The following is a 24995-nucleotide window of genomic DNA, read 5'->3' as shown; positions in this document are numbered from 1 at the left end:
CCCGCGGACGGTCTTGCCTTCGGGAGAGTTTTCGCTGGCAGCAGACGTGTCCGATGTTCCCGGGGCTGCGAGCGTTGAATGCCCTTTGAAGTCCATCAGGCAACCCACCAGGCATCGAGCTGACTACGCCGGCGGCCCGTTGAGCTGTGATTCCATGGCCTCCGCCAGGTGATTCAGCGTGGCGAGGATCTCGTCCCGATCGCGTCCAAGTCCGGCGAGTAGCTTTGCGTGAGCATCGAGTTCGCGAGGGAACACGTCGTCGATGGCACGCATCCCGGAGTCCGTCAGATTGATCAGCACCGAGCGCCTGTCTGTGGGATTTGGTGCGCGGCTGATCAAGCCCCGGCGCTCGAGTTTGGCCAGGGTCTTACTGACCCCCGCTCTGGACATACCGAGGAGTTCCGCCAAGCGGATGGCGGTGACCACCTCGTCGGCATACCGAAGTGGCACGAGCAACTCCACCTCAGCCACGGTGAGCTCCGCACCCTTGTAGATGGGCTCGACGGCCAGCTCGAGCAATGCGGAGATTCGTTTGAGCTGCGCCACAACAGCCATCGGCGAGGTATCCAGAGTGGGGTTGTGCTCACCCCACAGCTCGCAGGTGCGCGATCGAAGAGTGGAGTCAGTCATCGCCACCATCTTTGTTAACTAGTAAACAGTCTGTTAGGTTCCCAGCGTAGCCCACCGCCTCCGCCGACGGCGGGCCGCGACGGCCGGTGGGGGCTCCAGTGGAGGCGCGGCGAGGAACGAACGCCTGATAGAGGTCGCGAACCTCGCCAGCAGTGGCTGAATCGAAAGCCTTTGAAGGTTGCGGAAGTTCGACATCGACGGACTTAGTGGACGTGCTCGCGCCATGCATTGGCAAGGGCGGGAGGGGAATCGCAGTGGAGTACGACGCAGTGGTGATCGGCGGCGGTGCGGCAGGGCTGAGCGCTGCGACGGTACTGGCCCGCGCTCGCCGTCGGGTGGCCGTGGTTGATGCCGGCGAACCCCGCAACGCCCCGGCAGAACACGTCCACGGCTTCTTGTCTCGGGACGGAATGTCCCCCGCGCAGCTGCTCGCCGTCGGCCGGGCCGAAGTGATTGGGTACGGCGGCGAGGTGATGCAGGGCCGAGTGCTGGCCATCGAGAAACTCGGTGAACGTCGGTTCGTCGTGCGTCGAAGCGGCGGACCTGACATAGCGACGCGTGGGGTCATCGTCGCCACCGGACTGCGCGACGAATTGCCCGAGATCCCCGGCCTACGCGAGCAGTGGGGAATCGGCGTCCTGCACTGCCCCTACTGCCACGGGTACGAGGTTCGGGACACGCCCATCGCAGTGCTCGGCGGCGACAACAGGCCGTTCACAATCCACCAGGCGTCACTGGTGCGCCAATGGTCCGCCGACGTGACCTTCTTTCCGAACCGGATCGTCCTGGACACCGAAGAACGCACCCGACTTACCGCCCGCGGGATCCGCGTCGTCGACGGAGACGTGACACGAATCGTGATGGAGGACGGGCAGCTGTGCGGTGTCGAGCTTGCGGACGGCCAGGTCGTGCCCGCGGTCAACGGTGTTCGTTGGCCCGCGCTTCGTGCCACATGACGACCTGCTCACCGATCTGGGGTGCGACACGGGCGAGGACGGTTGGGCGGCAACCGATCCGACCGGGCTCACCAGCGTGCCCGGAGTGTGGGCTGCCGGCAATGTCGTCGACTCGCCGGCCCAGCTGATCACGGCCGCCGGCGCGGGGTCGAAGGCCGCCATCGCGCTCAACCACTACCTTCTTGCGCAAGATGTGGAGCAAGCTGTGGCGACAGTCCACTGAGTGCGCGGGCACGGCCCGCGGGGGGGCCAGTGGGCAATTGCGTTGAGGTGGATCGCCGCTGCTCATGTCGGACACCTGATCGCACGCATTCCTGCCACAAACTGGAAATCATCCAGATTTGTGTGATCTGGAGCCCTCCTTAGGTGTGATTACCGACTGGTCAACCTACTCAATCCGCATGCAGCCCAGAACGAACCGCCATTGGTGAACACCCCTCCATTCACGCCGCTAGGAGACATGCCTAGGTCGAGGGTGATCTCACGCATGCGGACCATCCTGACCCATCCGCTACCTCGTCACCGGGTCAATGCGTCCAAGACCAGGCCCGCCACGGCCGCCTGGGTCGCGGCCTGGGGATGGACCCCGTCCTCGAGCAACGATTCGGGCCCCGTGACGGCCGGGCTCGTGTCGATAACCAGGTCCCGGTCCCCCGCGATCCGGCGGATCGCACCGCCCGTGCGTCGGACGTCGTCGTTGGACCAGTGCAGTCCCGCGCCGCCGAAGAACGGGAACGCGGCGACTGCCGCCTCGTCCACCGGCGGCGGGGTCAGCCAGATCCATTGCGCCGCATCGCCGGATGCTCGCTCGCGGAGAAGCCTCAGGTTCCGCTCGGACTCGGCCTCGCTGACCAGCCGCGGCCCGTCGACACCGTACCGCTGGATGTCGTTGCCGCCCAACAGGATGAACACCCGATCCGCCGGCTGCCTGCGGATCCCGGCCAGTCCGGCCAGCGTCCCCGTGGTGGACGCCCCCGACACCGCGAGGTTGATCAGCTCCAACCCCAGGTCGGGCCGGTGCCGAGCGATCAGTGTGCGTAGCACCTCGAACCAGGACAATCGGTCGGCCGTGGTGCTCTCGCCGATCGCCACGATGCGTTCCCCCGCGGCGAACGGCAGGCGACGCAACCGATCCGCCACCCCCGCGTCCGCGATAAGCCGGTCGGCGGCCTCGTCCCGCTGGCGATCCAGATCGGCCAGCGCGGCCTCGTATCCCGCCAGGTCGGTGCCGAACACCGCCGCCTCGGTGGCCCGGTCCGGCCGCGCCCATGGCAGCGCCCGCTTCGGCCGCTGAAACCGCACCAGCTTGGGCAACATTGGATTGCTCATCGTGAACTCCCTTGATTCGCAGTGGTTTCGCCACGCCGGGCCCGCCGGCGCGGCAGCAAGAAGGCCGCCGACACGATCCAGGCGAAGGCCGGGAAGCGGGCGATCGGCAGCAGGATCGACAGGCCGGGCAACGCCACAGACAGCGTCGCGACCATCGCCACCGCCGCGATCACCAGGCCCGCCCAGGCGTGCCAGCGGGGCAGCAACCGGGCCAGCAGCCCGGGCACGGCGATGCCGGCCACGAGCAGTCCCAGCGGCACCACGAACCCGGCCCCGCCGGTGACGAAGGCCAGGTCGTGCATCAGCCGGATCAGTTCGTCGTGCGCCAGGACCTCCGGCCGGGTCACTGCCCAGCTGAAGCCGGCCGACATCGCCAGCGCAGCCGCGGCCAGAACGCCGCCCGCGAAACCGATCCGGGGACCGGGTGCCTGCACCCCGAGCCGGCCCAGCCGAACCGACACGACCGCGGCGAAGACGGCCAGCGGCAGCGAGGCGGCGAACTGCAGCAGGCTCGCGACCAGCACCTGGTCCGAGTGGTCCCGGAAGTAGCCGACGATCTCCTCCCCCGGGGCGAACGGCGAGGGGTAGACGGCCCCGCCGCCCAGCACGATCGGCAGCACCAGCGAGGCCATGAACAGCGCGACGGCGGCGATCGCCACCGGCGGTAACGGCGGCCCGTCCTGCCGCCGTCTCCCTGGCGCCGGGCCCGGCGCCCGGTCGAGTGTTTGCACGCCGCCCGACGGTCCGCTCGGTCGCTGTCCGACGGCACTCCTCGTGTCACTCGCGCTCTCGTTCACAGCGTCATCCCTCCGGTGATGTCGATGGTGTTCCCGGTGATCCAGCCCGCCGCGTCCGAGACGAGAAACGCGACGGTCTCGGCGATGTCGGCGGGTTGGCCGATGCGGCGCAGCGGCACGTGTCCGGCGACTGCGGCCAGCTGCGCAGCGGACATTCGGTCCCGCAGCGTGTCGGTCTCCACGATGGACGGCGCCACGCAGTTGACCCGAATGCCGTTGCCTGCGTGCTCCTTTGCCAGGTGCTCGGTCAGCATGACCACGCCGGCCTTGGCCGCGGCGTAGGCGGCGTTGGCCTGCGACGCTCGGCGTCCGGCGCTGGAGGCGACGGTGACGATCCGCCCGTCACCGCGCTCGACCATTCCTGGCAGCACGGCCCGCAGGGTGAGGAACGTCGAGGTCAGGTCGAGTTCGACGACCTCACGCCAGCGCTGCGCGCTCATCGCCGCCGACGGTTCCGGCGCGCCCGCGCCGCCCGCCAGCGGGACCGCGATGTCGATCGGCCCGAGGTCCGCGGCCACCCGTTCGGTCAGCTCCGCCAGGTGGTCGGGGTCGCGCACGTCGCCGAGGTGCACGGCGGCCGTGCCCCCGGACCCGCGGATCTGCTGGACCAGCGCGGTCAGCCGGTCCTCGGTCCGACCGTGCACGGCGACCGCCGCGCCGCGGTCGGCGAGGGCGCGACTGACCGCCGCCCCGATCGATCCGGACGCCCCGGTCACCAACGCCACCCGACCGGTGAGGTCGGCTCTGTCGAGCTTATTAGTTCCAGTCATGCAATCATTCATAGCACAGAATGATTGCGTGTCAATGGTATGGTGCGGGCATGGCCACCGACCCCGCGGCGCAGCCGTTCCGACCGCCCGCGCAGCGGGTCAGCTTCCTGTTGTCCCAGCTCGGCATGTACGCCACCGCCCGATTCGCGGAGCGACTGTCCGCGCTGGAGTTGCAGCCCAGCGACGTCGGCCTGCTGCGGCTGATCGCGACCGATCCCGGAATGAGCCAGCAGGCGCTGGCGACCAAGCTCGGCGTGGTGCCGAGTCGGGTGGTGGCCTTGGTGGACGGCCTGCAGGCCAAGGGGCTCGTGGAGCGTCAACGCAGCGCCCGGGATCGTCGCAACTACGAACTGCACCTGTCGGTGGGCGGACGCGCGGTGATGGCGCAGATGCGCGAGATCGGCGAGGCACACGAGGCCGACCTGGTCGAGGCGCTGTCGGCCGAGGAGCGACGCACCCTCGGCGAGTTGCTGGCGAAGGTGGCCACCAGTCACGGCATCGAGCCGGACGTGCACCCCGGCTACCGCGCCCAATCCTGAGCGGCCCGCGCCGGCCCCACCCGCCTGCGCCGCGCAACGGAAAGCGTCGCGCGGTGCAGGGCCGACGTTTCGGTCAGGCCGAGACCTCGACCGTCCCCTTCCAGGTCGTGGGTTCTTCCAGGATCCGAACCGCATAGTCGGCCAGGGCGGCACGGCTGATCGACCGAGGCTTGTCCAGGTGCCGGTTCACGGCCGCCCGGGCCTCACCCGTCGAGGCGGCATCGGTCAGCATCGGCGGCCGGATGATGGTCCACCGCACGTCCTGCGCCGAGACGAACTCCTCCATCCGGGCCATGTCGGTGTATCCGTGCCGGAACCGTGGCTGGATCACCAGGTGGGTCACCATCCGCTGGGCCCACGGGGTGCCGGGCGCGATCTCCAGGCCCGCCGAGGACAGGCAGACGAGCCGCCGCTCCGGCCCGCCGGCCAGCGAGTCCAACAGGTTCGCGGTTCCCTGCGAGTAGACGGTGGTCGGATGCTTGCGATCCGTGCTGCCCAGGCAGGACAGGACAGCCCGGCAGTCGCCGACCTCCGATTGCCACTGCCCGCCCTGCAGGACGTCGCCCCCGATCACCCGCAGTCCCGGCCGGGCGGCCACCGCCTCCGGTCGGCGGGCGACCGCCACCACCCGATGCCCGGCGTCCAGCGCCCGCTCCAACGCCAGCTTCCCCGTGCCGCCGGTCACCCCGGCCATCAACAGGTCCATCGCAACTCCGATCGCAGCAGTAAATGATTCACTTCACTGAATCATAAACTCATCGATCACGCACGCAATCGACATCGGACAGAGGGCTCCCGCGGGCCAGGAAGGCGCAGGGGTCACGCCATGGACGGTTCGGGGCGCAGGTCGCCCGAGGCAATGATGCGGTCGGCGACGGGAACTGCCTTGAAGCCCTTGGCGATCAGGTAGACGGCGAAGCTGACCTCCCACGCGAACACCGGCAGCGCGGAGATCGCATGGGCGGCAGGGCCGTAGAGCCCGAAGAGCACGGCGATCGCGGAGACGGTGACGAGCGGTCCGCCGACGAGCCCGAGCACGGCGATGGGCCGGGGCGCGAGGTCCGACCGGTACACCAGGTAGGCCAGCAGCAGGCTGTTCACGCCCAGCACCACGCTCGGGCCGAGCAGGAACGTCCAGTCGTGGATGGCGACCAGCGCCTGCCCGACCGCGCCGAGTGCGCCCTCGTCCGCGCCTGCGGCCGCGCCGTCCTGCCGCAGCGTCACCAGCGACAGCACGCTGACGATGCCGACGGTGATGATGGCGGCCTCGAGGATGCGGCCGGCGACGTGACCGAGGGCGAGGCCCTCGTTCTGCCTGCGGATGACCGGGTACAGCGTGACGGCGGTGCCGATGATGGCCGCGATCAGGATGAGCTCACAGAGGGCGCCGAGCAGCACCCGGCCGTCGGCACCGGCGCCGCCGACATAGCCGGGATCCGAGAGCGCCGGCTGATAGAGGGCCAGCCCCGCGATCGCCGAGACCTCGGTGATCAGGAACAACACACCGGCGGCCATTGCAGTCCTTCTTGCTGAGGTCATCGCGCAACTCCCTAGGGATCCAGAGGTGTACGTAGTACACCATCGGCCAGAACGCTAAGGTGTACGAAGTACACCTGTCAACCGACGGCGGGTGGCCCGCAGGAGAGGACGGAGCCGATGGCCCGCAGCAAGGCGGATGCCCGCCGCACCCCCCTGAACCGAGATCGCGTGCTGGCCGCCGCCATTGCCCTGGCCGATTCGGACGGGATCGAGGCGGTGAACATGCGCCGGCTGTCGCAGGAGCTGGGCGTGGTCCCGATGGCGCTCTACAAGCACGTGGCCAACAAGGACGAGCTCCTCGACGCGATGGCGGACACCGTCGTGACCGAGATCGACGCCCCGGACCCAAACCTGCCGTGGCGGAACGCGATCCGGTCCCGCATCCTGTCCGCCCGCGCGATGCTGCTCCGGCACCCGTGGGCGCGACGCGTCATGGAGTCGAGGACCGCCCCGACCCCGGCGGTGCTGGCCTACATGGACTCCACCATCGCGACGTTCACCGCCGGGGGCCTGTCCGTCGACCTCACCCATCACGCGATGCACGCGCTGGGGAGCCGCATCTTTGGGTTCACCCAGGAGCTCTACACCGACCCCGCGGACGCCGATCAGGAGATCCCCGCGGCCGCCGCCGCGCAGCTGGCCGAGGCCTACCCCCACATCGCCGCGGTCGCCGCCAGCCGCCCGCACGACGGACACTCGGTGGTGGGCACGGGCTGCGACGACCAGTTCGAGTTCGAGTTCACCCTCGACCTCCTGCTCGACGGCGTCGAGCGGCTCCACCGACAGGCCTGGAGCTCCGGCGGAACACCGACCTAGAGCGTGCTCCCAACTGGCAGTAGCGGGATCAAATCAGCGACACTGGGCGTCGTGTCACGTACCGAGTACCTGTCCGACGCCTAGTGGGCGTTGATCGAGCCGCTGCTGCCGTCTGTTGGCGAACAGGGTGGACGCCCGTTCCGCAACCACCGTCGAGTCGTCGAGGGCATCGTCCATCGGCACCGGGTCGGTGTGCCGTGGCGTGACGTGCCTGCCGAATTCGTTCCGTGGCAGACGATCTGGAAGCGTCACCGCCGCTACGCCGGCGACGGAACCTGGGACACGATCCTGGCCGCGCTCCTCGCCAACGCCGACGCGAACGGCCTTCTCGACTGGACTGTCTCGGTGGACTCGACGATCTGCCGCGCCCACCACGAAAGTCAACCGGACCCTGCTCCGATCGCGGGGTTTCGAGGCGGTGATCGCCGAACCGGAGGACCAGAAACGCAACAGGCTCCGAAGGGGCAGTCGCGGTGGCCGCCCGGTCCGGCTCGATGCCGAGAAGTACAAGGGCCGCAACGTCGTCGAGCGGTCGTTCTGCACTCTCAAGCAGTGGCGTACGCTGGCCACTCGCTACGACAAATTGGCCCTCACGCACCGAGCTGGGGCGCTCCTGTCAGCGGTGTGCACCTGGGTCAAACACCTCGCAGGCTAGGAGACATGCCCTAGTTCAGCCGATTCGTCACCCCGCTCGGGGGGCAATCCCTCCCGTCGCCGTTCAGACGGCGCCGGCAAGTCGTCGAACCGGTGATGGCGTACCCGACTGCCCCAACCTGGAGTTCATCCAGATCTGCGCGATCAGGGGCCATCCTTAAGTGCGACTACCGACTGGTCGACCTATCCAATTCACATGCAGCCCAGAACGAACCGGCATTGGTGAACACCCCTCCATCCATTCCATCCCCCCGTCCGTCCGGTGTCCTACGTCCGCACCCGGGAGACCTGTCGAACGTGCCGACCCCCACGGCTCCGTCACTGATGGCTACCGTCGCCCTGGAGAAGAACCGACGCTGGGATGGGAGGGTCTGTGGGGGCATTCCTCGCTCCGCTCCTGTCGCCTATAGGCCTGGCGCTTGCGCTATTGGGCGCGATTATCTGGCTATCCTTCAGCGCCGCTGGTCGACACGCACGCAGGTCTGCGGCTGCAACCTCTGTGCTGCTGTCGATCGGTGGATCGATCGCCGTCCTCGTGTTCGCCAGCATCGACGACTACAACGACTACCCCGGCTATACCTGCTCCCAACGCGACGGGCACGTGCCGGACGGCTTCCCCTCCGACCGACTCCCTCCACCAGATCCGGACCTGGTGAGCAGGTTCCATCCCAATATCGCCTGGTCCCACGAATACGAGCTCTTCCCTGCCGGCGTGCGCTGCACCTACTGGACCAAGGACGGCCCCCGCATCACCGCGGTCACCCACAGCCCCTGGGCGTACTCGGTGTGGGTCTATGGACTACTCATCATCACCCTGGCCCAAGCCGCGCGAGCGGTCAACCCTGACCTGCTCACCCCGACACGACGACCAACCCACGACGGCGAAAACGCCGATCGATGCGATGCCGAAGACCGGCCTTAGTTCACATAGTCCTGTCGCCCTCGCTCTCTCCCCCTCAATGCTGCCCTCCGAACTCTGCAGGCAGCCACCAGAGCTGCGCTCTCTTTGCCAGACCGGGCGCCGCCGATGACTCCTCGTGTTGCACCGAGGCGAAGTGACAGCGCCGCCGGCGTGGTGTGTGCTCTGGTTCCGGCTCACCGAGGAACCGGCCCCACGGATCGAGGCAATCCGGCCGCGACGACGAACGTTGCGTTGCTCAGGCCACTGAGCTGCTGGTCTGGGCGATGAGGTGTTCGACAAGCGTTATCAGTACAGACTTGCACGAATCGCGATCACGAGCGTCGCAAAGCACGATGGGGGTTCTGGTGTCGAGGTCGAGTGCTTCGCGAACCTCGTCAGTTGTGTAGGCCTCGGCACTGTCGAAGCAGTTCACCGCGATCGTGAACGAGACTCCGCGCCGTTCGAAGAAGTCGATGGCAGCGAACGAGTTCTCCAACCGACGGGTGTCTGCGAGAACGACGGCGCCGAGGGCCCCGCGCACCAGTTCGTCCCAAAGGAACCAAAATCGGTCCTGTCCAGGCGTGCCGAACAGGTACAGAACTAGGCTTTCATCGAGGGTGATACGACCGAAGTCCAGGGCCACGGTGGTCGTGGTCTTCCCCTCCACGCCCGACAAATCGTCGATGCCGGTGGACAATTCGGTAATCGTTTCCTCGGTACGTAGTGGTGCGATCTCACTGACGGAGGACACCATCGTGGTCTTACCGACTCCGAAGCCGCCGGCTACGAGGATTTTGACCGAAGCAGCCAGGTCGGCTGAGGACGCATTGTCATGCATAGTTGTCTACAGCTTTCGGATTCCATCGAGTACTGCTTGCAGAATGTTCAGGTCGCCGATCCCGGCAATGTCGTTGTAGGAGTCGCTGCTGGCGGGAGCCCGGAAGTTCAGCATTCCCTCGGCGATGAGATCACCGACCAGGATTTTGGTTACCGCCAGAGGCAGATTCAGGTGCGCGGAGACCTCGGCCACCGACTGCGCAGTACAGCACAACTGAACGATCTCCGCGTACTCCGTTTCGATGTGCTGCAGCCGCGGAGCGGGGGACACGGTCACTACGAGCGTGAGCATGTCGAGATCGTGTCCCGCACCCATCGTGCGGCCCCGCGTGACGGCGTACGGGCGGACCAGAGGACCGGCCGCGTCGTCGAACCACGGTTGACCTATTCGTGTCACGGCAATCTACGCTCCATGCTCGGCCACACCGTTACGAGGATTGGCAGACAGATAGCTACCGACACGCTGCACAGTCATGTTCATTTCATACGCGACCATACCCAGATTCGCGGTGTCGTTGGCTTGCAATGCGATACATGCGTTGCTTCCGGCCGCCGTCACGAACATCACCGCATTCTCAAGTTCGATGACGGCTTGGCGAACGCTGCCGCCTTGAAAGCGATGTCCCGCGCTGCGTGCCAGCCCGTACAAAGTGGCCGACATGGCACCGAAGTGCTCGGCGTCCTCACGGCTCATGGACGTGGATCGGCCCAGCAGCAGCCCATCGGTGGAAAGCACGACTGCGTAGCGCACCCCGGCAAGACGATTGACTAGATCGTCGAGAAGCCAGTTCAGGTCACCTGAGTTAGAAGTCGTCACCTTCACCTTCCTTCACCTTCCATTTCGTCCCTGGTTGTATACCCGGGCGGGGGTTCCGAATGCCGAGCCTGCTGGGTACCGTACGCGATGGCGGACATCAGATCTCGCGCTTGCTCCGCCGACCGTGACGGCTGCTGCGCTTCCACCTCGAGCCGAGGATCGTGCGCCAGCTCCGGCGCCAGACTGGCCTGCCGGCGACGGCGAGGCAGGCTTGGGCGAACGCCACCGCCGTTGTCGGGCAACGGTTGCGGGGTGAGGGACTCCGGTTCGACAGCGGGGGTCGGCGGCTCGTGCCACGGGGTTGCCACAGAATGTTCTGTGTACTCGGCGTGTGGCGCGCTATCGATGTACTCGACGTTCGCCCACGCCTGCGGCGGGGCCACCGACTGCACCGGCTGTTCGGCGGGAGACACTGGAGTCGGGGGCGCAAGTGTCGCGACACCCACTGCAGCCGAGACAGATTCGGCAGAATTGGGTTCCGGGATCGCGCTGGCTATCCGCCCTTCGGGCCGACGTCCGGCGAACCGATCTGGCACATGGCCAGCCACAGGTGTCGCATCGGCGGCGACCACCGAGTTCGGCACCAGCACGATGGCACGAATGCCGCCGTACTCGGATTCGGTTAGCTGCACAGAGATTCCGTGCCGTACACCCAGCTGCGAAACGATGAACAAGCCCAGACGTGAAGTCGCCGAGAGCGTGTCGACACCGAAATCCGGTGGATTGCGCAGCATCTCGTTGACGCGGTCGAGTTCTTCGGCGGTCATTCCCATGCCCTGATCAGTGATCTCGATCGCGACCCCCTTGCCGACCACGTTGCCGCTCACTTCGACGCGCGACTGCGGCGGGGAGAACGCCGTCGCGTTGTCGACCAGTTCGGCGATCAGGTGGATGAGGTCGGCGACCACGTTGCCGACGATGAACACCTGAGGCATGCGGCGGGTGTGCACCCGCGTGTAGTCGAGGCTCTCGCCGATCGCGCTACGCACCAGATCGGACAGTGGCACCGGACTCCGCCACTGGCGGCCGGGCTCGCCGCCACCGAGGATGATGAGGTTCTCGGCGTTGCGGCGTTCGCGGGTCGCCAGGTGGTCGAGTCGGAAGAATGTCTCCAGCAGGGCAGGATCCTCTTGGCTTTGTTCGGCCTCGTCCAGGACCTCGAGTTGCCGGTGCACCACCATCTGGCTTCGGTGGGCGATGTTGAGGAACACCGCGCGCACGCCCTCGCGGGTGCGGGCCTCGGTGACCGCGGCGGAAACGGCCGCTGTGTGTGCACGGTTGAAGGCCTGTGCCACCGAGCCGATTTCGTCGTCACCGAAGTCCAGGTGCGCAGCTTTGGGATCGATTTGCTCGCCCGCGCCCAGCTTGCGCATGGTTTCAGGCAGTTCGACCTCTGCCAGGTCCAGTGTTTCCTTGCGTAGGCGCTTGAGCCGCCCGATCAGTCGGTTGGCCAGCCACAGCGACAGCAGGAACGCCACGAGCGCAAGCGCGAGCACGGCGGCACCCGCCCACAGTGAGTTCGCCGCGGTGCGTTTGCCCTCGTCGGCAGCGATCTGGTTCGCATGGTCGTTCAGGCCCGTCCATGCGCCGATCACCGCTTCAGACAGCGGTTCCTGCGCGGTGCGCCACTCAGCGAAGGTCATTGGCGGTGCCGGGACGTCACCGTTTTTGTCCGGCTCCGGCGGGTTGATGAGGTAGTCCTCCATCGCGGCCACCTGCTGCCAGCCGGGAGAGGCCAGTGCCGCCCGGATCTTCTCAGCTGCTGGATCAGCGCCCAGGTCGGCGGCGAGCTGCGGAAGTACGGTCCGGTAGAACCCGACCAGATTTCGATAATCGTTACGCATTGGACCGCTGCTGAGCTGTCCCTGAAGTTCGGCAGCGGTGAGCGCGGCGGAACGTGACATTCCCTCCATCGCGTGCAGGACGCGCACGCCATTGAGGAGCGTGACGCCTACCTGGGCGTCGGGCGCCTTGGAGGTGATGAGGTTGGTGCCGAGCGCAACTGCATCGAGAATGCTGTTGTAGAGGGCGTATGTGTCGTCGATCGACATTCTTCCTGCATCGATCAGACCGCGAATCTGGGGCAGGCGAGCTATCAAGGTGTCGAATCCGCCAGTGTCGGCACCCATGGTGCCCTCCGACACGCTCTGCAGCCTTGATTCGTAGGGGGCCAGCGCCTCGAACGCGGCGTCGAGCCTGTTCCGTGCTGCGCCGAGCGCGGCCGGATCGCTCTGTTCACCGGACAGATGCCACAGCGACAGCATCCGTTCCTGTTCTACCCCGGCAACCACGTCGCGAGCGTGGTTCACGGCATCTCCGTTCGCTGCCGCCCATTGTTCGGACTGTCGGCCCTCACGTATCAGGTATCCCGCTGTGCCTACACCGATCCCGAGCAACGCCAGGCTTGGAACCAGTGCGATGGCCAGGACCCGAGCGCGGATACCGAGGCGCACTTTCAACATCCGGGGAATATAGCGGGTCGAATACCTCACGTGTACTTCGGCCTCACTACCCCGATCTTTCTTGATTCGACTGGGCCGCTTGGTGTTTAACCCTATCGTCGGGCGGGCGATGTGGATTGCAAGGCTAACGAATTTCTCTATTCGTAGTGCTTCTAGAGACGATGGCGGACCTGGCCGACGGGGACTGCCCCGGCGGCGTCCCGTGCGGCCGGCCTGATCGAAGCGATGCGCGCGAGTGCGTTGAATGATCGGCCCGTGGAACGCGAAGGAAGGCGGGCCCGGCCTGCCCCCTTTCGTCGCCCACCGGCGAGGCGACTGAGCCGACGGGTAGCCCAATCCGCCCCGGTCCTAGGCGGGGCCTCAGAGCCCGTTACCCCAACCATGCGAACAGGGCCAGGCCCCGTGTGCCGTCGCGCGGCTGCGGTCGGGGCAGAGAGAGGACGGCGCCGAAGACGGCGAACAGCGAGTAGCAGCGACTGTTCGTCATGCCGCCAGCCACCAACGATTCACCCACCTGACATTCGAGGAATACCGCGCAGGCGTGCCCGGCCGCGGCTGCGGGGAACTCTGATCACCAACCGGCCAACCTAGTCAATCCGCATGACGCCCACCGCCACCCGCCAGTGGTGAACACCCCTCCACTCCATCCACCACCACTCTCTCCATCTCATTCCGTTCTCTCTGGCTGGCTGCCATGCACCGGACCAGCGTCCTGCCATGCGCCGGACCAGCGTCGCAATGGGACCGCTGGGCGGACCAGGCGTGAACCGCCACGTACGACCAAGTCACAGCGGCGAGGGCCGCAAGGCCCCGTCCGACCAGCGGGCTCCCCGAATGTCCAGGCAAATTCAGGTCGTAGTCGAGACGGGGGTTTACAGAGCATGGCGTGGTCTGACACGACGTATGCCGAAACTGTTGGGCTATGCAGACAAACGAACGATCGATAGGTTCAGTGACCTGTACAACAATCGGAGGCCAAGTGTTCCGGGTATCACGTGTCGCAGTCTTCACGCTCTCGCTGATCGCGTTGGTGTTGCCGTTCGGGACGGGTGCGGCGAACGCGGTGCCGCTTCCCGAGAACAACAACTTCTCCGCAGGCGACCCGAACGAACTGACCAATCCGGGCGGATCGCTACCCGGATCCAACGACTTCAGCTGTAAGCCCACTGCGGAGCACCCACGCCCCGTGGTGCTGGTGCACGGAACGGGCAGCTCGCCAGCGTCCTGGAGCGCTTACGTCCCGCTGCTCAAGGACGCCGGATTCTGCGTGTTTGCCCTGACCTACGGTGCGATTCCCGATGCGCCGGCGTCGAACTCGGCGGTCGGCGGGCTGATGCCGATCGAGGGCAGCGCGCAGCAGTTCGGTGTCTTCGTCGACCAGGTCCTCTCGGCAACGGGCGCGTCGACGGTAGACGTCGTGGGGCATTCGCAGGGCACGGTCGTACCCGGCTACTACGCAAAAGTCCTCGGTGGGCAGTCGAAGATCTCGAACTACGTGTCGCTGGGTCCGGCATGGATGGGAACGAAAGCGCTGGGAGTCGACGCGATTACGGCACTTCTCCACCGGCTTGGGCTTCCGGACACCGCGGTCCCGGTCTGCCAGGCATGCGGCCAGCTCACTTCGGAATCGGACTTCATGCACAAGCTCAACGCCGGCGGCACCCCTTACGTCAAGGGCATCAAGTACACCAACATCAGTACCCGGTACGACGAAGTGATTCAGCCCTTCACCCAAGGTCAGGTGCCCGGACCTCCCGGCTACGACGTGACCAACATTGTCGTCCAGGACGGCTGCCAGCAGGACTACTCCGATCACCTCTCGATCGCTGGCTCGCAGAGGGCGGCCTACATGGTCCTCAACGCCCTCGACCCGGCCCACCCGCGTGAGGTGCCATGCACGTTCACGCCCCCGTTCACGCGATGATCCACACAGCCAGCGCGGTTCGATGAGCGAACGGTGCGGGCGTCGACCACGGTCACGAGCGCGTTGCGGACATCCGCACCGAGCCGCAGCAACCTGATCGCGCGCATGACTGACCACAACCTGGAACTCATCCAGATTTGTGTGGTCCGGAGCCGTCCTTGAGTGTGACTACCGACCGGTCAACCTAGCCAGTACGCATGCAGCCCAGAACGAACCGCCATTGGTGAACACCCCTCCATCTCTCCATCCATTCCGCTCTCTCTTCCTCTCCCCTCTCTTCTCTCTCTATGCACGCCAACGATGTCGAGCTACCGCCACGTCCATGGCGACGGATTGACACACGTGGGCAATGCGCACGCGCGTCAGCCGATCTGCTCGAACAGGGACACGATGATCCCTTCGGGCCCACGCACGTAGGCCATCCGCACGCTGTTCTCGTACTCGCCGATGCCGCCGATTAACCCGTACCCGTCCGCAGCCACCGCGTCGACGGCCGCCTGGAGGTCTCCGACCTCGAAGGACACGTTGCGCAGCCCAAGCTCGTTGGCCATCGCCGTTGGCGATCCGGGCACGTGGTCGGGTGCGACGAAGGTCGCGAGCTCCAGCCGGGACCCTCCGTCGGGCGGCCGCAGCATTGCGATCTCACAGTGCGCGCCGGGGATGCCGCAGACGGTCTCCACGAACTCGCCCTCCACGGATCCGGTGCCCTCTACCTCGAGACCCAGTCCGACGAAGAACGCCGTTACCGAGTCGAGGTCCGCGACGGTGATGCCGATGTGGTCGAGACGTTGTACGTGTGCCATGGATCCCATCCTCCAACTGTTGTCTTGCCGATTCGATGCTGGGACGGAGCCGGGGCTGGGATCTCGACATGTTCTTGCCGCAAAGCTGCGGTCAACCCAGGGTTTCGAAAGGTCGTGCGGGACGACATGTTGCTGCCGATCAGGGCGGTGGTCGGCGCGGCGACAGCGCTCCGCCGCGATCAGGTGTCGAGTTCGGCGGCGAGCTCCCGAGCCCGCGTCAGCTCCGCGGCCGCGCGCTGGGCAGCCTCCTCAGCCGAGTGGCGTGCGGAGTCTGCGAACCGGCTCTCCTGCTCGGCTCGCATCAGTTCGTCCCGGAGTTCCTCGACCCTGTGAGTTGCCTCCGCCGCCCGCTCGGTTGCCACGTCGAGGTCAGACGCAGATTCACGAGCCGCGCGTGCTGCATCTGCGACCGCCGGCGCTTGACGCCGCACCGCCGCCTCGCGTGCGTTCCGCCTTGCCTCTTCGCCGGCCCCTTCCTGCGCCTGGCGAATGTCGTCTGGCGGCCGCTCCGCCGGCGCGGTGGCTGACGGCGGCGGTGCAGGAACTGTGTCGGGCACCGCGGCGAGCACTGCGGGCCCGAATCCGCTGTAGGACACCGCACCAAGCATCCGGCCGCGCCGCAGGTCGGCGCCGATGTCGGGGTCGGCGAGCGCCGCCGACAGCGACTGGCCAACCTCCCGCAGCACGGTCTCGGACAACTCGTGGCCGCGTTCCCTCGCCGCGGCCGCCGCACGGTCCGTCAGCGCCGAAAGTGCTGCGGCGCGTCGGGTTGCCAGCGACCGCAGCTCATCACCACGTAAGGCCTGCTGCGCTGAGCGCAGCGCAGCCCCGAGGTCGAGAAGACGCTCGACGCCCTCCGGCTCGGCCCGGACGATCACGTTGAGGGCCCACCCGGTAGTCGTTGGCTTCCGCAAGCCGGCCAGTTCCTTCGCCAACGCTTTGTCGCCCGCCTCCTTGGCACTCGCAATCGCGGTACGTCGAGCGGCGACGAAGTCGGACGGGGCGACCGCGTAGAGCTCATCGGCGACGCTGTCGAAGTCCACCCGTTGATTGTGGCATCGCGTACCCCTTGACGCGGTCCGTGGTGCAGCAGCAGCCCGGGCCACGCGCCCTGCCGCCGCCGGGTATGCCCTACCGGACAGCGGCGCCGATGCCGGCATCCGACGTGACACCGGTGCGCCGCACCTTGCCGTCCCGGACAGGCCGGCTCCAGGCATACTCGCGACCCACAACCCGGAACTGGCTGCCCAGTGGCATCCGACGAAGAACGGTGACCTCCCCAACACCAGGGTGTTCACCCATGAACACCGTCTGGGTTCACCAATGCGCGCGCAGCGAATGATCCGACCGCCCCTGAATGGTCGGGCTGTGTGTGTCCGCGGGTACGCATTTGCATGGGTACCGCCGGGTTCGCCGAGTCCCGTGATCTTGTCCAGTCGCCGATGGTCGGTACCACCGTGCCCTGGAACCTGATCCGGTCGCCAAACCAGCTATATCATGGGCAAATGGGCACGAACCCTGCTGCGGATCAAGTTGCTCGCCTCCTGGTTGAGCGGGAGGAGGTCCTGCTCCGGGTCCGCGAACTCGAGGCACTCCTGGACCGATCGCGGCGCCAGCTCGACGACATGAACGCAGAGATCTCCTCGCTGCGCCGAGTCGAGGGCGAACTGCTCCGGCGCCACCCTGAGCTCGAGCAGCAATGACTGCGAAACGTCGTCACAGAGGGACAACGCGGCCGTCAACAAGACTGACGTTGGTTGCCGTCGACAACGATCATGAAACAGGACAACGGTGGGGGTGGTCACCGGTTCGCCGAGACGTCGGCGTGGGTGCGGCCTACCGATGCCATCGCTGGGCAGTTCGGGTGCGGAAGCACGTGTCACACTGGCCCGATGAACAGGATCGCCTTCGCGGCGATATCCGTGCTCGAACAGGCCGGTGTGGAACTTGCACCTGGCCTGACCGGCGGCGAAATCCGTTCGGTACGTGAGCGATTCGGATTCGAGTTCGCCCAGGACCACCTCGATCTACTTTCCTCAGCGATGCCGGTGGGCGATCGATGGCCCGACTGGCGCGGCGGGGACGATTCTGAATTGCGACGGATGCTCGACTGGCCGATCGACGGCTTCGTGTGGGACGCCCTCAATCAGGAGCCACCCTTCTGGCCGCCGTCTTGGGGTGCGCGACCGAAGAACACTACGGAGGTTGAGCGCACCGTCCGAAGCAAACTCGCCGAACGGCCGACCCTGGTGCCGATACACGGGCGCCGGTACACACCGGCCGCCCCAGCCCCCTCCGGTTCTCCAGTGTTCTCTGTGTACCAGACCGACGTCACCTACTACGGCCCCGATCTGGTCGAGTACCTCAGGAACGAACTCGGCATCGGGGCTGCACCGAGGGACACCTGGTCGTTTCGGACCAAGGTTCCGTTCTGGTCGCGGTTCGTAGAATCAGCGAACCACGCTGACTCCATCTGACCGACCGATGTCGTGGACCCAGCAGTCGCGGCCCATCCCTTCCTTCTCTTCCGCCCTCTCGTCGTCATCTCCTCCGAGGCCGAATGACGGGGCGTCCAGCGCCCATCCACGCCGGCCAGCCGGTGGTGCTCCGCGACAGTAGTCGGCACCAAAAACCCCTTGCGAAGCCCGGCGCTGCAGGCGACGATCGCGACCATGTCTGTAGATATCTCGGCCCCGGCCCGGCTGGGCGAATCGCTTCTCGCCGACGGGCGAGTGATCGGGTGGGCCGAATGGGGCCGCCCGGACGGGGTTCCGGTGCTGCTGAGCCCGGGCGCCGCCACCACCAGCTCGCTCGGGTTCGGCGCCGGCGTCGTCGATTCGCTCGATGCGCGGATCATCTCGCTCGACCGTCCGGGTCTCGGCCGGTCAACACCACTTCCTGGTAGAACATTTCGGCACTTTGCGGCCGATGTCGGCGAGTTCGCCGCGCTGCGCGAGCTCGGCAGGCCGGCGATCGTGGGCAACTCTCAGGGTGCGCCCTTCGCGCTCGCATGCGCGGCGGCGGGTGTCTGCGCCGCGGTCGCGATCGTGTCCGGCAGCGACGAGGTCGCGGCGCCGCGGTTCGCCGATGGTCTACCGGCGCCGCTGCGTGATCTCGTCGAACTGACCGCTTCAGACCCTGACGCCGCGGAGCGCCTCTTCGCGACATTCGATGCGGACGCCCTGTGGCAGATGGTGATCGACTCCAGCCCCGCATCCGATCTCGCAGTCTATCGGGACCCCGCCTTCGAACGTTCCTACCGTGGCAGCATGCTCGAGGCGTTCGCGCCGGGCCCCGCCGGCTACGCCCGCGACACGGTACTGGCGATGGGCAACTGGACCTTCGACCTCGCGACGATCCGTGTCCCCGTAGACCTCTGGTACGGCGACCAGGACACCAGCCACTCACCCGACCACGGCGAGTCGCTGGCCGCCCGCATCCCCGGAGCCGTACGCCACTTATTGCCTGGTATCGGCGGGGCCGTCTTGTGGACACACGCCGAACCGATCCTGCGCACGCTGCTCGGTCATCCAGATCCGCGGGGCTAGGACGTATGCGGTAATTGCGCCGTGGTGAACAGGCGAGGCTCGGTGTGCGACTCGCCGCGCTGTGTTCACAACAACCACCTCCATCATCGACCATTCGAATCCAGGAGGTGATCCGACCTCGGCCAGAGGGGGCGTATGGATCCCTATGATGTGGGCATGTTCGAGTTCGTTCTCTGGGGCTCCACGGGGCTCATCGTGGCGGGGCTCCTCGCATTCTGGTGGCGTCAAGATGCCCGAGAACGCAAGGAGACCGAGCTCTTCAAGCGGTGGGCCAACGCGACGGTCTGGAACAGCGATCCATCGGCGAAGATCGTGGTGATAACTCGGACGGTCGAGGATGTCGTCTCGCTCAGCGACGGCGTCGTGGAGATCGAAGCGGTCTTGACCTCAGACTCGCCAGTAGTCGCGGAAGCGGGATGGTATCTCCTCGTCACGGGTTGGACGGATGCTCGAGACCGTGCGAAACGACGCGAACCCATCGCGATCGGGCCCGCTGAGATCCTCGACTCGTTCCCACCCCACACGCCTGAGCTCGTAGATCGACTGAGAGGGCGAGGGGATCGACCACCTCGACTCGCGAGTCGACTGCTCGGGCTCAGGGGACTCTAGGGTGCGTCTCCTACCGCGGTGAGCCAGAGCATGATGGCTCGTCAGGACGGCTCCGCCGCGGTATGTGAGGGCGAGTTTGTCGTAGCGGGTGGCGAGCCCGCGCCATTGCTTGGTCTCGTTGAACGCGCTCGATGACGTTGCGACCCTTGCAGTCCTCGGCGTCGTAGGTGACGGGGCGACCGCCTCGGGAGCCGCGCCGCTTGCGGTGCCCCTGCTGATCAGAGGGTTCCGGGATGACGGCGACGATCGCGCGAACCATCACCGACATTTAGGAGATACGCCCTAGGTGTCGTACTCTCCGTCATCCCATGGGGCGTAGAAGGCCATGTAGTCGCCCGGTTCGACCGTGACATTCCAGTACCACTCATGGTCGTCCTCCGAATCCGGTCCGTTGAGGATTAGGCCGAACTCGTGCCCGTGCGCCGTGACGGAGAACGGGGCGACGGTGATGTCGCAAAACGAGACGGGTTGAATCGCCGAAAGCAGGCGCTCGACGGCATTCCCCTGCTCGTCGAAATGCGCGACGTTACCGGGAGGCGAACCACCCCCGGGCCGGGTTCCCAGTGGAACAATCGTCGAATCCACAAGCGCCCCACTCGTATCGAACAGGTATCTGGCTGCGAACTCCGCCCCGGACGCGTCATCGATCGCCCACGCAAACGGAGTCGTGACAAAGAACTGGCGGCCGTCAGCAGTGGTCCCGACAAACGCCGCGTGGTAGTCGTCATGCGCAATCACAAGGAGCAGGGGAGCCAACTGCCCATCAGCGTCGCGCATACCAGCATCGAGATGATCGGTCACCGAAGAATGATAGCGATCGATCAACAGCGCTGTTGGGGCCAACTCGACGTGGACGCGCTGATCCCTTCCGAGACAATGACATGCTCCGGCGCTTCAGTGGCCGCAGTTGGCGGGGTGGCGGGCCCTGAACGGCACCGGTGATCCGGTCGAGGTCATCGAGAAGATGATCGACGTCCTCGCCCATCACGGGGGTTTCGACGGGGACCTGCCGTACTGGCGGGAGTTCCGCGACGTGGCGTCGGCCGGGGACCGGGCGGCCACCGTGCGGTGGCTCGACGGGCAGCGGCGCCGCATGCTCACCGATTTGCTCAACTTGCCCGACCGCTACGACGCTGACGTCATCGACGCCGACGGCCATCCCCCGACCTGACACGTCCCTCTCAGGAGCCTCCTCAAGGGTGATCACCAACCGGTTGACCTAACCAATCCGTGTGCAGCGCAGTACGACCCGCCATTGGTGAACACCTCCCTCTCCGCGAGGATCCATCCGTCGACCCATCTCCCATGGCCCAGCAGTTGGGTAGGGACGTCTGCGGGGCGGCGGCGGGAAATAGGCTTTTGAGGTGACGGATCTGATTACGAGCGGGGTTGCAGCCTTGCGTGCTGCTGGATGGGCGTGGAAGTCTGTGGGCGACCGGCAGGTGGTGTTTCCAGGGTCTCGTTATGAGGTGGTGCCACCGGAATTCTTGGCGTGGTCGTCTGCCTTTGGCAGCCTGTCGAATGCGGAAGAGACAGTGTGGTTTCTGTCCGTGGGCGACTACTCGTGCGTCGGGGATGACGCTTTTGCGTGGAACGAGATCGAGACTATGAGTTTGGGCGCCGCGACAACCGACGCGCAGGTGTCGGCCGTGGTTCGTTTCTGGGATCGTCACCTTCCGGTTCTGTTGTCGGTGAAGGACGGTTATTCGTATGTCGCACTCGTGACGTCGGGCGAGGGTGCCGGAAGGACGGTCTTCGGCGAGGAGCCGGAGTTCGAGGAGACAGTGCCGCTAGCGGACGACTTTGACCAGTTCCTCGCCATAATCGCAGGCAAGCGGGAGCCTGCCGATGCGCATCCTTGGAACTCACTCTTCGACAAGTGAGCCGGTTCGTGCGTGGTTGAGTCGGTAAGAGGCGGTTCCGGTTTCGACCGAGTTGCCGTGTCGCTCACATCGCGCTCAGCGACCTGCTGCGCCAAGGACGCGGATGCCGTCGCGCAGGGACCCAGCCAACCTGCCACAGCCGTTCCACGGTCCAGCGGGACTGATCCCATACGAGGTCGTTTGAAGGCACGGGCGGCGTATCATTCGCCCGGTTGCCGAAGGGCGGCAACGGTCTCGACGGGTGGGGAAACACGAATGGTCGAACGTCCTGAGCAGCTCTGTGGCCGGCGGGCCGGAAGCTCGGCACCCAAGATTCTCGCCGCGTGCGTGCTGGCTACCGGCATCGCGCTGGGGGGTACGGGAGTTTCCGGGGCCGAACCCGATTCGGGTTCCTCGTCCACACTGGACGCGGAGTGGGAGGCCTCGTGGGCGGCCTATGAGTTCGAGCAGAGCCACGCCGGCCCGGCACTGGTGACCGTGAACGTCGACCTGCCCGTCACCATCGACGCGCCCATCGATCGCGTGTTCCCGGCGTATTCGAACTTCTCCAACAGCTTCGGACGGCACCCGTTCCTGAAGGGCGTGCTCGATCGCCGCAAATACACCGAGGGCGGCGCCGAAGTCTGGGAGTTCATCGCCCTCGAGGACATCCCGGCAGGTCCGGTAACGATCCCGGGACGCACCGTCGGGCAGCAGCGGGTTTACGCCGCCGACCACTGGTACAGCACCGATACCTGGGACATGCCCGGCGTGATCACCCACCAGAAGGTCACCTTCGCCGAGGACGGCGACGCGACCGCGGTCACCGAGCACCTGACGTTCTCGGCGCCGGCGGCGCTGATCGAGTTCACCGTGCAGAACGGCGTGTCCTCGCACATCGCGAACCAGCAGGCCATGCAACGCGACATCGAGAACGGCACGCTCTAGACACTGATCGCGACAGTCGAAGGCCAACCGCGCTCATCTGCGATCACGAGGCATCGAGGCGGTGATCGCCGAACCGGACGACCAGAAGCGCAATTGCCTCCGACGAGGCAGGCGCGGTGGCCGTCCGTCGGCTTCGATGCCGAGAAGCACAAGGGACGCAACGTGTCGAGCCCTGGCTACCCGCTACGACAACTGAAGAATAATGTCAGAGTGCCCACCCATGGCATCACCCGCACAACTAGAGGGCGGGACAGTGACGGACATGGGCGAGGAGGTCGTGTTCCAGGTTGCCTGGAGGGCTTACCGACACTCTCCGCGCCCGCCGCTCAGCGCATCGAAGGACCGAACCGGTCGATCATCCTCTCGGGATCCACCGTCTCCGGCACCCTCCGCCGCAGCAGAGCATCCAGCACGAGCCCGTCCATCCCCGCGACCAGCTCGGCGGCGTCGACGGGAGCCATACCGCGTTCCATCAACGTGGCGACAAATCGATCCCGGCCGAGCACAAGTTCCGCCGCGAGCTCGGCATCGTGGAAGGACGCGACGATCAGTTCGTAACGGGCCCGGGTCCGGCTCGACTCCGGCCCCAACCACCGTGCGATCTGCTGCCGCGGCGTCTCCCCTGGCCGAGGCAGGTCGCCGCCGAGCAAATGGTGCACCAACTCCGACACCAGGCCCCGCTGGTTCGCGAAATAGTGCCGCGCGCTGCCGTGGGGCACACCCGCCTCATCCTCGACGCCACGCATCGACCAGCCTCGAAACCCCACCCTTCCGAGCAACTCGAGCCCGGCGTCCAGAATTGCCTCCCGCGTCGACTTCTCCACGCAGAGAAGATACCGTGCTACCTTCTTCTCCGTGCGGAGAAATTCTCCGAACGGAGAACGAATCGAGCCGACCGCACCCAAGAGAGGAACGCATGCTCATTCTCTTCGACATTCTGCTCTTGCTCTGCGTCGCCATGGTCACATCGTTCGGTGGGTACGCCATCTATCGCTTGGTGTCCGACGAATCGGGTCGACGGTAGCCTGGCTCGATGCGGCGATGCCCCACTCGGACGCGCCCGCCGTCAGCAAACATGGAACCGGATTTGTGTGATCAGGAGTTCTCCTCAACTGTGACTACCGACTGATCAACCTGTCCAATCCGCATGCAGCCCAGACGAACCGCATTGGTGAACACCCTTCACTCTCACCGCCGGCACGATGAACCATGTGTGACATTTGGAGATTTTCGACAGCTCTGAAGAGAGCTACTGAACCTCGGAGACAGCATGAGAATCGGCGGGGTGCAATACCCACTCGAAGCACCGCATGCTGCAGGACCGGCGGTGAGCGACGGCATGGAGTCCGGAGCAGATCTCGCGGCGGCCTGGTGCTGCGTTCGGCCAGGGCGCCCCACCGCACCGGCTCAGCAATCACCGACTACCGGCCGGCGGCTCGTTCAGCGCAGCACGGCGAACTACGCCCGGCGAGCTGCCGACGGTCCGGGTGAATGCCCGACTGAACGATGCTTCGGACAGATACCCCGGTTCGGCTGCGACTGCTGCGACGGTGGCGTCACCCGCGGCCGTCGCATCTGAGCTTCGGCTGACGTGGCTGATCGGGCACGGCGCCTTCGCGCTGCGCGAGGTGCGTCGGGCCCAGAAGCCGTGCGGCGCCCTGCATTTCGCCGAACACGGTCGCACCCCCACTTCTCTCTCCAACCCCTCCACTGCGGAGCGGAGCGAGCTGCAGCCGGCGCTGACGCTGCTGTGACCCGCTAGCCGAGGTAGCGCGGCCGTCCGGCGTCCACCCAGTCGCGGAAGCGGGCGTCGATCCGGTCCGCGATCACGACGTACGTTTCCCAGCTGTCCTCGACCCGGTAGATATCCGCCGCGGTGGTGTCGAACGCGTCGAGGTAGTCGTCGATGAATCGGGAGTCGTCGTTCTCGCCGGCGTAGTACGCGACGGCGAAGGCGCTGCCATCGGCGGTGAGATCGTCGCTGACGAACTTCTCGTCGAGCACCTTCATCAAAAAGGCGCCGGGCGTCGCCTCCCGCGACTCGAGCGGTTCGAGTTCGTCCTCGACGTCCTCCCCCGCGAAGCCGCTCAACAGGCACCACGCTGCAAACATGCCGATGTGAGTGCCACCGGCAGCATTCGGCAGATCGTCGGGAAACTCGCCGCCGTAATGCCAGGCGGCGTCGTCGTACTTCGTCACGGATTCGCTTCCTTCGGTTCGGCCCGCGTTGCAGTGCCCCACGATCGACATCGTC

Annotated in this window: 28 protein-coding genes and 1 pseudogene; 14 read left to right on the top strand and 15 right to left on the bottom strand. The window is 66.2% G+C overall.

Annotated elements, in window-relative coordinates; translation table 11 throughout:
* Positions 1–123: 123 nt before the first annotated feature.
* Positions 124–630, bottom strand: coding sequence for a MarR family winged helix-turn-helix transcriptional regulator (locus tag AC1DWC_RS05510; RefSeq protein WP_477906523.1), 507 nt, complete (start codon positions 628–630; stop codon positions 124–126).
* Between the two features lie 248 nt (positions 631–878).
* On the opposite strand from AC1DWC_RS05510, the pseudogene AC1DWC_RS05505 reads away from it, so the two are divergent.
* Positions 879–1809: pseudogene (locus AC1DWC_RS05505) on the top strand (NAD(P)/FAD-dependent oxidoreductase).
* Positions 1810–2105: 296 nt separating this feature from the next.
* Here the strand turns inward: AC1DWC_RS05505 and AC1DWC_RS05500 are convergent.
* The 3 genes from AC1DWC_RS05500 to AC1DWC_RS05490 form a co-directional block, all read right to left on the bottom strand.
* Positions 2106–2915 carry an SGNH/GDSL hydrolase family protein gene (locus AC1DWC_RS05500; RefSeq protein ID WP_477906522.1) on the bottom strand — a complete coding sequence of 270 codons (810 nt, stop codon included), beginning with the start codon at positions 2913–2915 and terminating at the stop codon, positions 2106–2108.
* Positions 2912–3574 carry a hypothetical protein gene (locus AC1DWC_RS05495; RefSeq protein ID WP_477906521.1) on the bottom strand — a complete coding sequence of 221 codons (663 nt, stop codon included), beginning with the start codon at positions 3572–3574 and terminating at the stop codon, positions 2912–2914. Before AC1DWC_RS05495 ends, AC1DWC_RS05500 begins: the two co-directional genes overlap by 4 nt.
* Positions 3575–3708: 134 nt before the next feature.
* A complete protein-coding gene (locus tag AC1DWC_RS05490) occupies positions 3709–4482 on the bottom strand; it encodes an SDR family NAD(P)-dependent oxidoreductase (protein ID WP_477906520.1) in 774 nt (257 codons plus the stop codon).
* 50 nt (positions 4483–4532) lie between these two features.
* Between AC1DWC_RS05490 and AC1DWC_RS05485 the strand changes: the two genes are divergently transcribed.
* On the top strand, positions 4533–5021 hold the full coding sequence (locus AC1DWC_RS05485; RefSeq protein ID WP_477906519.1) for a MarR family winged helix-turn-helix transcriptional regulator: 489 nt from the start codon (positions 4533–4535) through the stop codon (positions 5019–5021).
* 73 nt (positions 5022–5094) lie between these two features.
* Here AC1DWC_RS05485 and AC1DWC_RS05480 read toward each other — a convergent pair whose 3' ends face one another.
* Together AC1DWC_RS05480 and AC1DWC_RS05475 are read right to left on the bottom strand one after the other, a co-directional pair.
* Positions 5095–5727, bottom strand: coding sequence for an NAD(P)-dependent oxidoreductase (locus AC1DWC_RS05480; protein WP_477906518.1), 633 nt, complete (start codon positions 5725–5727; stop codon positions 5095–5097).
* Positions 5728–5840: 113 nt separating this feature from the next.
* The gene (locus tag AC1DWC_RS05475; RefSeq protein WP_477906517.1) at positions 5841–6560 is read right to left on the bottom strand and encodes a DUF4386 domain-containing protein; all 720 of its coding nucleotides are present in this window, start codon (positions 6558–6560) and stop codon (positions 5841–5843) included.
* Between the two features lie 117 nt (positions 6561–6677).
* Here AC1DWC_RS05475 and AC1DWC_RS05470 point away from each other — a divergent pair, with 117 nt between their 5' ends.
* The 3 genes from AC1DWC_RS05470 (at position 6678) to AC1DWC_RS05460 (ending at position 8952) form a co-directional block, all read left to right on the top strand.
* Entirely contained in the window at positions 6678–7376 is a 699-nt protein-coding gene (locus AC1DWC_RS05470; protein ID WP_477906516.1) for a TetR/AcrR family transcriptional regulator, read from the top strand.
* Between the two features lie 90 nt (positions 7377–7466).
* Entirely contained in the window at positions 7467–8045 is a 579-nt protein-coding gene (locus AC1DWC_RS05465) for a transposase (RefSeq protein WP_477906515.1), read from the top strand.
* Positions 8046–8529: 484 nt separating this feature from the next.
* Entirely contained in the window at positions 8530–8952 is a 423-nt protein-coding gene (locus tag AC1DWC_RS05460; RefSeq protein WP_477906514.1) for a hypothetical protein, read from the top strand.
* Between the two features lie 235 nt (positions 8953–9187).
* Here AC1DWC_RS05460 and AC1DWC_RS05455 read toward each other — a convergent pair whose 3' ends face one another.
* From AC1DWC_RS05455 to AC1DWC_RS05440, 4 genes are read right to left on the bottom strand one after another with little or no spacing between them, the layout of a single operon-like run.
* Entirely contained in the window at positions 9188–9769 is a 582-nt protein-coding gene (locus AC1DWC_RS05455) for a GTP-binding protein (RefSeq protein WP_477906513.1), read from the bottom strand.
* Between the two features lie 6 nt (positions 9770–9775).
* A complete protein-coding gene (locus AC1DWC_RS05450) occupies positions 9776–10165 on the bottom strand; it encodes a DUF742 domain-containing protein (RefSeq protein ID WP_072847197.1) in 390 nt (129 codons plus the stop codon).
* 6 nt (positions 10166–10171) lie between these two features.
* Positions 10172–10585 (bottom strand): roadblock/LC7 domain-containing protein, encoded by a 414-nt coding sequence (locus AC1DWC_RS05445; RefSeq protein ID WP_477839173.1) that lies wholly within the window; start codon positions 10583–10585, stop codon positions 10172–10174.
* A 2-nt stretch (positions 10586–10587) separates the two neighbouring features.
* The gene (locus AC1DWC_RS05440) at positions 10588–13047 is read right to left on the bottom strand and encodes a sensor histidine kinase (RefSeq protein ID WP_477906512.1); all 2460 of its coding nucleotides are present in this window, start codon (positions 13045–13047) and stop codon (positions 10588–10590) included.
* Between the two features lie 979 nt (positions 13048–14026).
* On the opposite strand from AC1DWC_RS05440, the gene AC1DWC_RS05435 reads away from it, so the two are divergent.
* A complete protein-coding gene (locus AC1DWC_RS05435; RefSeq protein ID WP_477906511.1) occupies positions 14027–14971 on the top strand; it encodes an esterase/lipase family protein in 945 nt (314 codons plus the stop codon).
* Positions 14972–15333: 362 nt separating this feature from the next.
* Here AC1DWC_RS05435 and AC1DWC_RS05430 read toward each other — a convergent pair whose 3' ends face one another.
* Both AC1DWC_RS05430 and AC1DWC_RS05425 read right to left on the bottom strand, forming a co-directional pair.
* The gene (locus tag AC1DWC_RS05430; RefSeq protein ID WP_477906510.1) at positions 15334–15774 is read right to left on the bottom strand and encodes a VOC family protein; all 441 of its coding nucleotides are present in this window, start codon (positions 15772–15774) and stop codon (positions 15334–15336) included.
* A gap of 179 nt (positions 15775–15953) precedes the next feature.
* Positions 15954–16817 (bottom strand): hypothetical protein, encoded by an 864-nt coding sequence (locus tag AC1DWC_RS05425; protein WP_477906509.1) that lies wholly within the window; start codon positions 16815–16817, stop codon positions 15954–15956.
* A 462-nt stretch (positions 16818–17279) separates the two neighbouring features.
* Between AC1DWC_RS05425 and AC1DWC_RS05420 the strand changes: the two genes are divergently transcribed.
* The 4 genes from AC1DWC_RS05420 to AC1DWC_RS05405 all read left to right on the top strand — a co-directional run bounded on the left by AC1DWC_RS05420 (position 17280) and on the right by AC1DWC_RS05405 (position 19931).
* Entirely contained in the window at positions 17280–17477 is a 198-nt protein-coding gene (locus AC1DWC_RS05420; RefSeq protein WP_477906508.1) for a hypothetical protein, read from the top strand.
* Positions 17478–17666: 189 nt separating this feature from the next.
* Positions 17667–18251, top strand: a complete 585-nt coding sequence (locus tag AC1DWC_RS05415) for a hypothetical protein (protein WP_477906507.1) — start codon at positions 17667–17669, stop codon at positions 18249–18251.
* A 195-nt stretch (positions 18252–18446) separates the two neighbouring features.
* Entirely contained in the window at positions 18447–19322 is an 876-nt protein-coding gene (locus AC1DWC_RS05410; RefSeq protein ID WP_477906506.1) for an alpha/beta fold hydrolase, read from the top strand.
* Between the two features lie 156 nt (positions 19323–19478).
* Positions 19479–19931 (top strand): hypothetical protein, encoded by a 453-nt coding sequence (locus AC1DWC_RS05405; RefSeq protein WP_477906505.1) that lies wholly within the window; start codon positions 19479–19481, stop codon positions 19929–19931.
* A 282-nt stretch (positions 19932–20213) separates the two neighbouring features.
* On the opposite strand, the gene AC1DWC_RS05400 is transcribed toward AC1DWC_RS05405, so the two are convergent.
* Entirely contained in the window at positions 20214–20732 is a 519-nt protein-coding gene (locus AC1DWC_RS05400) for a hypothetical protein (protein WP_477906504.1), read from the bottom strand.
* Between the two features lie 106 nt (positions 20733–20838).
* Between AC1DWC_RS05400 and AC1DWC_RS05395 the strand changes: the two genes are divergently transcribed.
* From AC1DWC_RS05395 to AC1DWC_RS05385, 3 genes are all read left to right on the top strand, one after another.
* Complete coding sequence (locus tag AC1DWC_RS05395; protein ID WP_477906503.1) at positions 20839–21102, top strand: hypothetical protein; 264 nt, start codon at positions 20839–20841, stop codon at positions 21100–21102.
* A gap of 193 nt (positions 21103–21295) precedes the next feature.
* Positions 21296–21814, top strand: coding sequence for a hypothetical protein (locus AC1DWC_RS05390; RefSeq protein ID WP_477906502.1), 519 nt, complete (start codon positions 21296–21298; stop codon positions 21812–21814).
* A gap of 255 nt (positions 21815–22069) precedes the next feature.
* A complete protein-coding gene (locus AC1DWC_RS05385) occupies positions 22070–22741 on the top strand; it encodes a hypothetical protein (protein WP_477906501.1) in 672 nt (223 codons plus the stop codon).
* Between the two features lie 326 nt (positions 22742–23067).
* Here the strand turns inward: AC1DWC_RS05385 and AC1DWC_RS05380 are convergent, their stop codons facing one another.
* Positions 23068–23565: a TetR/AcrR family transcriptional regulator gene (locus AC1DWC_RS05380; RefSeq protein WP_477906500.1), complete on the bottom strand. Its 498-nt coding sequence runs from the start codon at positions 23563–23565 to the stop codon at positions 23068–23070.
* A 726-nt stretch (positions 23566–24291) separates the two neighbouring features.
* Here AC1DWC_RS05380 and AC1DWC_RS05375 point away from each other — a divergent pair.
* Positions 24292–24495: a hypothetical protein gene (locus tag AC1DWC_RS05375; RefSeq protein WP_477906499.1), complete on the top strand. Its 204-nt coding sequence runs from the start codon at positions 24292–24294 to the stop codon at positions 24493–24495.
* Between the two features lie 4 nt (positions 24496–24499).
* Here the strand turns inward: AC1DWC_RS05375 and AC1DWC_RS05370 are convergent, their stop codons facing one another.
* Positions 24500–24940: a DUF7832 domain-containing protein gene (locus AC1DWC_RS05370; protein WP_477641358.1), complete on the bottom strand. Its 441-nt coding sequence runs from the start codon at positions 24938–24940 to the stop codon at positions 24500–24502.
* Positions 24941–24995 lie beyond the last annotated feature (55 nt).

The sequence above is a fragment of the Rhodococcus sp. P4_C10 genome (genome assembly GCF_056402135.1).
The sequence above is the reverse complement of the archived record's forward strand: the minus strand, read 5'-3'. Positions and strand labels throughout refer to the sequence as shown.

What these genes read in the sequence shown, in the direction of transcription:
- AC1DWC_RS05455 (WP_477906513.1), bottom strand. Translation starts at nt 9,769, where the DNA reads ATGCATGACAATGCGTCCTCAGCCGACCTGGCTGCTTCGGTCAAAATC.
- AC1DWC_RS05385 (WP_477906501.1), top strand. Translation starts at nt 22,070, where the DNA reads ATGGTCGAACGTCCTGAGCAGCTCTGTGGCCGGCGGGCCGGAAGCTCG.
- AC1DWC_RS05510 (WP_477906523.1), bottom strand. Translation starts at nt 630, where the DNA reads ATGACTGACTCCACTCTTCGATCGCGCACCTGCGAGCTGTGGGGTGAG.
- AC1DWC_RS05405 (WP_477906505.1), top strand. Translation starts at nt 19,479, where the DNA reads ATGTTCGAGTTCGTTCTCTGGGGCTCCACGGGGCTCATCGTGGCGGGG.
- AC1DWC_RS05415 (WP_477906507.1), top strand. Translation starts at nt 17,667, where the DNA reads ATGAACAGGATCGCCTTCGCGGCGATATCCGTGCTCGAACAGGCCGGT.
- AC1DWC_RS05500 (WP_477906522.1), bottom strand. Translation starts at nt 2,915, where the DNA reads ATGAGCAATCCAATGTTGCCCAAGCTGGTGCGGTTTCAGCGGCCGAAG.
- AC1DWC_RS05475 (WP_477906517.1), bottom strand. Translation starts at nt 6,560, where the DNA reads ATGACCTCAGCAAGAAGGACTGCAATGGCCGCCGGTGTGTTGTTCCTG.
- AC1DWC_RS05490 (WP_477906520.1), bottom strand. Translation starts at nt 4,482, where the DNA reads ATGACTGGAACTAATAAGCTCGACAGAGCCGACCTCACCGGTCGGGTG.
- AC1DWC_RS05470 (WP_477906516.1), top strand. Translation starts at nt 6,678, where the DNA reads ATGGCCCGCAGCAAGGCGGATGCCCGCCGCACCCCCCTGAACCGAGAT.
- AC1DWC_RS05480 (WP_477906518.1), bottom strand. Translation starts at nt 5,727, where the DNA reads ATGGACCTGTTGATGGCCGGGGTGACCGGCGGCACGGGGAAGCTGGCG.
- AC1DWC_RS05430 (WP_477906510.1), bottom strand. Translation starts at nt 15,774, where the DNA reads ATGGCACACGTACAACGTCTCGACCACATCGGCATCACCGTCGCGGAC.
- AC1DWC_RS05485 (WP_477906519.1), top strand. Translation starts at nt 4,533, where the DNA reads ATGGCCACCGACCCCGCGGCGCAGCCGTTCCGACCGCCCGCGCAGCGG.
- AC1DWC_RS05410 (WP_477906506.1), top strand. Translation starts at nt 18,447, where the DNA reads ATGTCTGTAGATATCTCGGCCCCGGCCCGGCTGGGCGAATCGCTTCTC.
- AC1DWC_RS05420 (WP_477906508.1), top strand. Translation starts at nt 17,280, where the DNA reads ATGGGCACGAACCCTGCTGCGGATCAAGTTGCTCGCCTCCTGGTTGAG.
- AC1DWC_RS05440 (WP_477906512.1), bottom strand. Translation starts at nt 13,047, where the DNA reads ATGTTGAAAGTGCGCCTCGGTATCCGCGCTCGGGTCCTGGCCATCGCA.